The sequence below is a fragment of the Rhizobacter sp. J219 genome, assembly GCF_024700055.1.
Lineage (GTDB): Bacteria > Pseudomonadota > Gammaproteobacteria > Burkholderiales > Burkholderiaceae_C > Rhizobacter.
Genome location: NZ_JAJOND010000001.1, coordinates 1,127,553 through 1,136,618 on the forward strand (window position 1 = coordinate 1,127,553; position 9,066 = coordinate 1,136,618).

At 66.5% G+C, this 9,066-nt stretch carries 9 protein-coding genes and 1 pseudogene; 5 read left to right on the forward strand and 5 right to left on the reverse strand.

All coding sequences use genetic code 11. The annotated features are described in order from the left end of the window. Positions 1 to 98: 98 nt before the first annotated feature. Positions 99 to 2,036 carry a methyl-accepting chemotaxis protein gene (locus LRS03_RS26500; RefSeq protein WP_308296393.1) on the forward strand — a complete coding sequence of 646 codons (1,938 nt, stop codon included), beginning with the start codon at positions 99 to 101 and terminating at the stop codon, positions 2,034 to 2,036. A gap of 86 nt (positions 2,037 to 2,122) precedes the next feature. Beyond that, positions 2,123 to 2,344 (forward strand): annotated as a pseudogene (locus tag LRS03_RS05195) (leucine zipper domain-containing protein); the annotation flags it as partial. Positions 2,345 to 2,620: 276 nt separating this feature from the next. Here the strand turns inward: LRS03_RS05195 and nhaR are convergent. Continuing rightward, positions 2,621 to 3,541 carry a transcriptional activator NhaR gene (gene nhaR, locus LRS03_RS05200; RefSeq protein ID WP_257824303.1) on the reverse strand — a complete coding sequence of 307 codons (921 nt, stop codon included), beginning with the start codon at positions 3,539 to 3,541 and terminating at the stop codon, positions 2,621 to 2,623. A 102-nt stretch (positions 3,542 to 3,643) separates the two neighbouring features. On the opposite strand from nhaR, the gene LRS03_RS05205 reads away from it, so the two are divergent. Genes LRS03_RS05205 through LRS03_RS05215 form a run of 3 tightly spaced genes read left to right on the forward strand, consistent with a single transcriptional unit; the run spans position 3,644 to position 5,414 of the window. Next, positions 3,644 to 4,021: a hypothetical protein gene (locus tag LRS03_RS05205; RefSeq protein ID WP_257824305.1), complete on the forward strand. Its 378-nt coding sequence runs from the start codon at positions 3,644 to 3,646 to the stop codon at positions 4,019 to 4,021. A gap of 12 nt (positions 4,022 to 4,033) precedes the next feature. Beyond that, positions 4,034 to 5,014: a TerC family protein gene (locus tag LRS03_RS05210; RefSeq protein WP_257824306.1), complete on the forward strand. Its 981-nt coding sequence runs from the start codon at positions 4,034 to 4,036 to the stop codon at positions 5,012 to 5,014. Positions 5,015 to 5,024: 10 nt separating this feature from the next. Further along, positions 5,025 to 5,414: a hypothetical protein gene (locus tag LRS03_RS05215; RefSeq protein WP_257824308.1), complete on the forward strand. Its 390-nt coding sequence runs from the start codon at positions 5,025 to 5,027 to the stop codon at positions 5,412 to 5,414. 26 nt (positions 5,415 to 5,440) lie between these two features. On the opposite strand, the gene LRS03_RS05220 is transcribed toward LRS03_RS05215, so the two are convergent. The 4 genes from LRS03_RS05220 to LRS03_RS05235 form a co-directional block, all read right to left on the reverse strand. Next, positions 5,441 to 7,807, reverse strand: coding sequence for a heavy metal translocating P-type ATPase (locus LRS03_RS05220; protein ID WP_257824310.1), 2,367 nt, complete (start codon positions 7,805 to 7,807; stop codon positions 5,441 to 5,443). A gap of 2 nt (positions 7,808 to 7,809) precedes the next feature. Further along, complete coding sequence (locus tag LRS03_RS26505) at positions 7,810 to 7,986, reverse strand: DUF2933 domain-containing protein (RefSeq protein WP_308296476.1); 177 nt, start codon at positions 7,984 to 7,986, stop codon at positions 7,810 to 7,812. A 156-nt stretch (positions 7,987 to 8,142) separates the two neighbouring features. Next, positions 8,143 to 8,610, reverse strand: coding sequence for a hypothetical protein (locus tag LRS03_RS05230; protein ID WP_257824313.1), 468 nt, complete (start codon positions 8,608 to 8,610; stop codon positions 8,143 to 8,145). A 144-nt stretch (positions 8,611 to 8,754) separates the two neighbouring features. Further along, entirely contained in the window at positions 8,755 to 9,009 is a 255-nt protein-coding gene (locus LRS03_RS05235; protein ID WP_308296394.1) for a heavy-metal-associated domain-containing protein, read from the reverse strand. Between the last annotated feature and the right edge of the window lie 57 nt (positions 9,010 to 9,066).

Sequence of the window (9,066 nt, forward strand, 5' to 3'; positions counted from 1 at the left end):
GACATTCGCAGCGCGCACTGACATCATTTCTAACGACACCATGGCCGTCACAGCTGGCGATTCCAGCTGCCCCGCCCACCCTCTTTGCGCTCACGTCCATGAACACACTGAATTTCTTTGCCCGCTCGGTCACCCTGCGCGTCGCCGCCACCGGGTGCCTGGGTGTTTTCGCCGCGCTCGCGGTGATCGCCACGTTGATCAGCCACTTGCTGACCACACAGGCGCGCGAGGACCGCGTGACCTGGCTGCGCGATGGCGCCAAGGGCGTGGCGCACGCGCTCGACGCGATCGACCTCAGCTCACGCACGTTGATCGAGCGCTTCTACCCGACCTTTTCTTCGCACTTGCCCGGGCCGTACCAGCTCGACGAAGCGCGTGGCGAATTGCGCGGCGCGAGCGGCGTGCTGAACGGCAACACCGACGCAGTTGACCGATTCGAGCGCGAAACCACCGGCGTGGCCACGGTGTTCGCGCGTCGCGGTAACGACTTCGTGCGCATCACGACCTCGGTAAAGGACCAGTCTGGCGCACGCGTCGTGGGAACGGTGCTCGACAGGAGCGGCGTGGCTTATGCCGCAGTGAGCCAGGGCCAGTCTTACAGCGGTCAAGTGCCACTGTTCGGGCGCACCTACATGACCCACTACGCGCCGCTGAAGGACGCCGGTGGTCACGTCGTCGGCGTTGCCTTCATCGGCTTCGACGTCAGCAGATTCGAGGCCGCGGTGGAATCGGTGATGGCCGAGCAGCGCTTCTTCGACACAGGCGGCGTGGTGCTGATCGACCCGCGCGCGGGATGGGATAGCGCCGTTTTCGCCGCACATCCGCAATGGCGCGGTCGCACGCTTGCCGAGGTGCTGCCCAATGCGCGGGGCTTCTACGAGGCGCTGCGCAACGCGCCGGGCCAGCGGGTCCCGAGCCCCGGCCTACTGACCGCCGGCAAGGGCGACGACCGATGGGCCGTCGGCGTGCCGAGCGAGCGCACCAAGCTGTGGGCGGTGGCAGAGGTGTCGGACACCGAAGCGCTGGCTGCGCACCGCTTCGTGCTGCGCGAGTTGTGGGCGCTGCTGGCCGGGGCTTGCGTGGCGCTGGGCCTCGGGCTGGCATGGATGACCCGCCGATGGATCAGCCGGCCGATGGCCGCACTCGGCGAGCAGGCCCGATCGGTCGCAGCCGGCGACCTCTCGCAAGCCGTCGTGGCGGCCGGCGATGACGAAGTCGGCCGCCTCGCTGCCGATGTCGAGTCCATGCGCAAGCGCTTCGTGCAATTGCTGGGCGCCATCCGCCAGTCAGCCGACTCGATCGCCACTGCGTCGAGCGAGATTGCGCAGGGCAACCTGGACCTCAGCGGCCGCACCGAACACGCGGCGTCGAGCCTGCAGCAGACTGCCAGCTCTATGGAGCAGCTGACCGGCACCGTGCGCCTCACCGCCGATTCGGCACGCGAAGCGAATGCGCTCGCCGCGGAGGCGACGCAGACCGCCACCAGCGGCGGCACCGCGATGCAAGGCGCTGTCGCGACCATGCATGAAATCCACGCCAGCGCGCGCAAGATTTCCGAGATTTCGGGCGTGATCGACGGCATCGCATTCCAGACCAACATCCTCGCGCTCAACGCCGCCGTCGAAGCGGCCCGGGCCGGCGAGCAAGGGCGCGGTTTCGCCGTGGTCGCGACCGAGGTGCGCACGCTGGCGCAGCGTAGCGCCGCCGCGTCGAAAGAAATTCGAGGCCTGATCGAAGCCTCGGTCGAGCGGATGAGCGCAGGCGCGCAGCAGGTCGAATCGGCAGGCCGCACGATGGGCGACATCGTCAGCAACGTGCGCCGCGTGAGTTCGATGATTGACGGCATCGCCCACTCGGCCGCCGAACAGAGCGACGGCATCGCGCAGGTCAACAGCGCCGTGACGCAGCTCGACGAGGTCACGCAACAGAACGCAGCGCTGGTCGAAGAGTCGACCGCCGCGGCGCGCAGCCTTGAAGACCAGGCGCAGCGCCTGAGCCTGCTGCTGAAGGACTTCCGGCTCGACGCGGCTCGCTGAGGCGACACCGCCGCAGGGTTAGTGCCCAGCCCTCACGAGTGCGGACAATCGCCTGAGTCCACGGTGAACCTGCACCTTGTCGAGCCCTGTTGGTGAAGCGGGTGCTCGAGGAGGGTTGGACGGTGGTGGCGGCGACCCAGGCTGCAGGGGTGAGCCGGTGAACGGGCTACAAGTGGCTGGCCCGCTTCAAGGCCGAAGGAGCCTCGGGACTGCTGGACCGAAGCTCCCGCCCGCAGCGCAGCCCGAGGGCGTGTACGCAGCTGGAGCTGGTGTCGTTTGAGGCGCAGCGTCGACTTCGCGTACCGCTGTAGCGCATCGCCCGTGATGGACTCGATCGCCGCCCACTGCGACGGGTACTCCCCTCGGTGCTCCTGCACCATCCGCACCGCTCGCTCACGCACCTCGGGCGAAAACTTGTTCGACTTGCTCATGGCTCAATCCTTTCAGAGTGTTGAGCCTCCTCGAAAGGCGGGGCGGTTCAATGAGCCACAAATCGTCGCAGCTAGTTAAATCAATGACTTAGCAAGGATTGGCGTCAAGCAACAATACCTCCGGCGTTCAAGCCCGTCGTGACGCGCTCGCCTTCAGGCCTGCGCAAATAGCTCGCTGCGCGCCGCTTCGGTGATCGCTGCCACGCCCGGGTGCGAGATGCGTCGCTCGATCGAGATGGCATAGAACTCCTCCACAAGATCTTCCGGGGCGCCGATCCGCTCGACCTCGAACTGCCGGGCGATCTCTTTGGCCAACACCGCGGGTGCGGGAAAGATCCCCAGGCCTTCGCGTCCGAACGCTTTCATGAGCGCGGTGTCGTCGAACTCGGCTGCGATGTTCGGCGCAATGCCATGGCGACGCAGCCATGCGTCGATCCGAGGGCGCAATGCGGAGTCTGACGCCGGCAGCAGCATCGGCAGGTTCTCGAGTGACTTGGGAAACCTGGCGCGCACCTGCCGCAAGGTGGTCGCGTGCTTGACCAGCAGCTTGTCTGCCGCGAAGAAGGCAATGCCGCTGCCGCCGAGCAGGTGCGTGAAGGCCTTGATGCCGAGGTTCCCGGGGAGCATCACGTCCGAGATGACGAGGTCGACCCGGCGCAGCGCCAGGTCGGCCATCAAGGCAGGCAGCTTGCCTTCGGGACACTGGAGGCGAGGCGCCGGGTCGATCCGCAGCGCAGGTTCGAGCACGTGGTAGGCGATCGCCTTGGGCACCGAGTCGACGAAGCCGACCTTCAGCAGCGGCGCGCGTGGCGCTTCCCTGCCCCCTCGCAGCGCGTCTTCCATCTCCTGACCGAGGGTGAAGATCTCGTCGGCGTATTGCATGACCATCCGGCCCGCATCGGTGGGCTCGACGTTGCGCCCGACCTTCTTGAGAAGCGGACGCCCCAGCCGCTCTTCGAGCACGTTGATCTGACCGCTCAATGTCTGTGGTGACAAGTGCAGCTCTTCGCTCGCGCGCAGCACGCCTCCGGCGCGAACCACAGTCCAGAAGTAGTGCAGGTGCTTGTAGTTCATCGAAACGCTCCGATTTATACGAAAGGTTCGGCTGAATTTTCGATTATTCAGAATCGTTGTGGAACCCTAAAGTTTCTTCCATCGACAGGAGAAAGGACCGATATGAGAGTCGATGTGAAGGGCGAAGGCCTGCCACCGGAGCAAGCCCATGCCGTGGCGTCCACCGTGCGGACCACCTTCCGGGAGTTCGCACACCGCGTCGCTGCCGTGCTCGTCTCGGTGTCGACCCAGGCGGAGAAGCGCCATGCAGCACGCAATTGCGTGATCGAAGTCCACATGGCCGACGGTCATGTGGAGTACGTGGAGGAGCGTCAACGCCGGCTGGGGTCGGCCCTGCGGCGTGCCGTCCAGCGCGCCTGGAAGGCCTGCGTGCGCTGGCTCAAGCAACAGTTGCCGGTGCGGGCTGCGCAGCCCCCGTTCATCGCGTCTGGCGCCCTGGTTCCGGTACCCGTTCACCGAGCGACTTCCACAGACCACTAGACAGGACCCAACGTGACCGAATTTCTTCATGCTGACTTCCTCGGCCAGGCCACCTGGCTGTGGCTGGCCTTCATCGTGATCGTGGTGACGCTGCTGGCGTTCGACCTCGGCGTCCTGCACAAGGACGACCGCGAAATCGGCGTCCGTGAGAGCCTGTGGCTCTCAGGCGGCTACATCGCCGTGGCCGCCCTCTTCGGCGCCTGGCTCTGGTGGCATCTGGGCTCGCAGCGCGGCGTGGAGTACTTCACCGGCTACATCATCGAGAAGTCGCTCTCGATGGACAACGTGTTCGTCATCGCGATGATCTTCACGTTCTTCGCGATCCCGCGTCAGTACCAGCACCGCGTGCTCTTCTGGGGCATCCTGGGCGTGATCGTCCTGCGGGCCATCATGATTGCCCTGGGCGCGGCGCTCGTCAGCGAGTTCTCGTGGGTGCTGTACATCTTCGGTGCCTTCCTGGTCCTCACCGGCATCAAGATGCTCTGGATGGCCGACCACGAGCCGAACCTCGAGAAAAACATTCTCCTGAAGTGGCTTCGCAAGGTGATGCGCGTCACGCCGCAGATCCGGGGCAACGCCTTCTTCGTGAGGGAGCCCGACGCCGCCACCGGCAAGACGGTGACCTGGGCCACCCCGCTCTTCCTGGCGCTGTGCATGGTCGAGTTTGCCGATCTGATCTTCGCGGTCGACTCGGTGCCCGCGATCCTCGCGATCACCGACGACACCTTCATCGTCTACACGAGCAACATCTTCGCCATCCTCGGCCTGCGAGCCCTCTACTTCGCGCTGGCGGCAATGATTCACCGCTTCGCGTACCTGAAGTACGCTCTGGCCCTGGTGCTGATGTTCATCGGCAGCAAGATCTTCCTGGTCAACATCATCGGCAAGATCCCCGCGGTCGTGAGTTTGGGCGTGACGGCCTCGCTGATCGCCGGCGGTGTGCTGGTCTCGCTCTGGAAGACTCGCGGCCAGCCTGCAGCCAAGTTCACCTGAGGAAGAAGTCATGACCGTCGCCATCTGGGTACTGTTCACCGTGTTGCTCGTGGTCTGGTCGGGCGTCGTCGGGATCGCCGTTGCCGTGACGCGCTGGGCGGCGCAGACGCTGGAGGACAGTGCTTCTGGGAAGGACCTGCCGGCATCGATGTCCGAGCTGCCGGCCTGGCTGACAGTGTGGATCCCCGAAGACGTGCTGCCCGGCCTTCAAGCGTTGCTTCACGGGGCCGCGCAACTGATCGAGTCGTCGTTGCCCTGGGTCGGCGCGGCTGTCGGCTGGCTGGTCCCGTTGATCTGGATCGGATGGTTTCTTGTCGCCCTGGCGCTGCTCCTCGTCGCCGTCTTCTGCCACGTGATGGTCAAACGCTCGCGGGTGAGTCGCCACGCGATGGCGGCTTGAGGCGCGACTGAAACGGCGCAGGCAGTTCAGTCCGGCCCGATGTCGGCCCCGCGCAGGCGCAGCGCATTGCCGATCACCGATGCCGAACTCAGGCTCATCGCCAGCGCCGCGATCATGGGCGACAGCAGCCAGCCGGTGAACGGGTACAGGAGCCCCGCCGCGAGCGGCACACCGAGCGCGTTGTAGACGAAGGCAAAGCCCAGGTTCTGCTTCATGTTGGCAACCGTCGCCACCGACAGTGCCCGTGCGGTGGCAATGCCCCGCAGGTCGCCCTTGACGAGCGTCACCTGCGCGCTGTTCATGGCCACATCGGTGCCGGTGCCCATGGCGATGCCGACATCGGCGCGGGCGAGTGCCGGCGCATCGTTGATGCCGTCGCCCGCCATGGCGACGGTGCGCCCTTCGGCCTTCAGCTTTTCGACCAGCCTGAGCTTGTCGGCCGGCTTGACCTCGCCGTGCACCTCGTCGATGCCCAGGCGCTCGCCGACGGCGCGGGCGGTCGTGAGGCCGTCACCGGTGGCCATCACGACCCGAAGACCGGCCTTGCGCAGCGACGCCAGCGCATCGGGCGTGGTCGCCTTGATGGGGTCGGACACGGCCAGCAAGCCGGCCAGCTTGCCGTCGACTGCGAGGTGCATCACGCTCGCGCCCTCGGCCCGCAGCGACTCGGCCTGGCTCGCCAGGGCCGACACGTCCACCCTCGCCTGCTCCATCAAGGCCGTGTTGCCGAGCGCGAGAGATCGGCCCGCCACAACGCCGCGCACACCGATGCCCGATTCGGAGTCGAACTGCTCGGGCTTGTCGAGCGCCAGGCCGCGGTCCTTGGCCGCTGCAGCGATGGCCGCCGCCAGGGGGTGTTCGCTGCCCTGGTCGAGGCTGGCTGCCAGGCGCAGCACCTCGTCCTCCGCGAAACCCGGTGCCGCGACGGCCCGCTCGAACGTCGGGCGCCCTTCGGTGAGCGTGCCGGTCTTGTCGACGATGAGGGTGTCGATCTTGCGCAGGTTCTCGATGGCAGCCGCGTCGCGGAAGAGCACGCCGCTGGTGGCCCCGCGCCCGGTGGCCACCATGATGGACATGGGCGTGGCCAGGCCGAGCGCACACGGGCAGGCAATGATCAGCACCGCGACGGCATTGATGAGGCCGTAGACCCAGCCCGATCCGCCGGCGCCCGAGGGACCGAAGAAGCCCCAGCCGAAGAAGGTGAGGATGGCCACGGTCACGACCGCCATCACGAAGTAGCCCGCCACCACGTCGGCCATGCGCTGCATGGGCGCACGCGAACGCTGCGCCATCGCGACCATCTGGACGATCTGCGCGAGCACGGTGGCCGAGCCGACATGCTCAGAGCGCATCACGAGCGCGCCGCTCGTGTTCATGGTGGCGCCGATCAGCTTGTCGCCGGGCCGCTTGGTGACGGGCAGCGGCTCGCCGGTGAGCATGGATTCGTCGAGCGCGCTGCTGCCCTCGACCACGATGCCGTCGACGGGCACCTTCTCGCCCGGCCGCACGCGCAGCAGGTCGCCCACGTGGACGTGGGACAGCGGCACGTCGGCCTCGCTGCCATCGGCGGCGATGCGCCGCGCCGTCTTGGGCGCGAGGCCCAGCAGCGACTTGATGGCGGCCGACGTCTGCGAGCGCGCCTTCAGCTCGAGGATCTGCCCGAGCAGGGTCAGCGAGATGATCACGGCCGCTGCCTCGAAGTACACCGCCACCCGCCCCATCGACACGAAGGACGCCGGGAAGACCTGGGGCGCGACCGTGGCGACCACGCTGTACAGGAAGGCGGCGCCGGTGCCCAGCCCGATCAGCGTCCACATGTTGGGGCTGCGGTTCAGCACCGACTGCGCCCCGCGCACGAAGAACGGCGCTCCCGCCCACAGCACGATGGGCAGCGTCAGCACGAGTTCGATCCAGCTCTGCGTGGCCATGCCGAACCAGCCGAGGCTGTGACCGAACATGGCAAGCACCGTCACGACCACGGTGAGCGGCAGCGTCCACCAGAAGCGCCGCTTGAAATCGTCGAGCTCGGGGTTCTCTTCATCTTCGAGCGAGGGCAGCACCGGCTCCAGCGTCATGCCGCACTTCGGGCAGTTGCCTGGCTGGTCTTGCCGGATCTCCGGGTGCATCGGGCAGGTGTAGACCGTGCCGGTCTCCGCCGGCGCGGCCGGTGCCGGTGCCGCCGGGGCGAGGTACCTGGCCGGTTCGGCCTCGAACTTACCCCGGCACCTGGCACTGCAGAAGTAATACGGCCGGCCCTCATGCTCCAGCCGATGCGGCGACTGCTCGGTCACCGTCATGCCACAGACGGGATCCTTCAGCGTGCTGGCACCTTCAGGCGGCGCTGGGGGATGGGCATGACCATGGTGGTGGCCCGCATGCGCATGCATGTCCATGGTCAGTGGTCCTTGGTTCCGGGCGCGCTGGAGCCGTGGCCGTGGTGCCCCCCATGTCCGCCATGCCCATGGAACAGGTGCATCAACGGACACGCCAACAACAAGAGATAGGCCCAGGATCCTGCGAGGTGAGCCCAGTGCTCGCGCAGCAGGAAGAACAGGGCAATCAGCGCAGTCATTACGATCGCCCCCCGCACCGCACGGCGGCGAAGGCCGCCGGAGTCCGGCTGAGACGCGTGAGGCGTGTGAGACGAGTGAACGTGGTCGGTGGACATTTCAGCGTTCCTTCCTCAAAAAGAGCGCAAAGCGGCGCAAGTTCGTATGAGACCGGCGGATCACTTCGCTGCAGGGGCCGGGCCTGAGGCCGGCATGCGCTGCATCATCATGTCCATCATCATCTGCATCATGTCCATGCGGCGCTCCATGTGTTGCTGGCGCTGCGCCAGGTCCTCGGGCGTGCCCTTTGCGGCCATGCCACCCATTCCACCCATGCCGCCGCCCATGCCTTTCATCATCTGCATGCCGCCCTGCATGGCCTTCATGTGCTCGGCCATCAGGGCCTGACGCTCTTCGGGCGTCTTGGCGTTCATCATCTTGTCGTGCATCTCCCGCATGGCCTTCATGCGGTCTTGTTCACGTGCGATCGGGGCCGGCGCCGATGCGGCACCCGCCGGGTGGTGGGCGGCATGCTCATCGGCACTCGCCTTGGCGCTCTTGCCACTTGTCGTCTCGGGCACCCCTGTGGCGCAGGCTGAGATGAGGGCGACACTGGACAGGGCAGTGAGGGTACGGATGAAAGCCATATGAGTCTCCTGATCGTTGCGGGCGCGTGGTGCGTCCAAGCACAAATGTCAGCGCGTCATGGCCTTGGCCCCTTGTGCCAGATCAAGGCGTCCGAGGTACACCGTGGCATGCATCCCGGTCACCCGCCCCTTGCCTGCCCTGCCTCAGTGGCAGCTGCCGCAGCAGCCGCCTGCACGTGCGGCCGGCGCGGGCCCGCCAGCCACCTCGACGGCGGAGTAGCCCGCCTCGGCGATCGCCTCACGGATCACCTGGGCGTCTAGGGTCGTCGAGTCCACTTCCACGCGCTTGGTGGCAAGGCTCACCGACACATTCGCCGCAGGATCGACCGCCTTCACGGCCCTGGTGACGGCGCTCACGCAGTGGCCGCAGGTCATGTCACTCACTTCAAACGTCTTCATCTTCAAAGCTCCATCGATCAGTTGTGGGTGAAGACACTGTGAAGCTTGCCATCATGG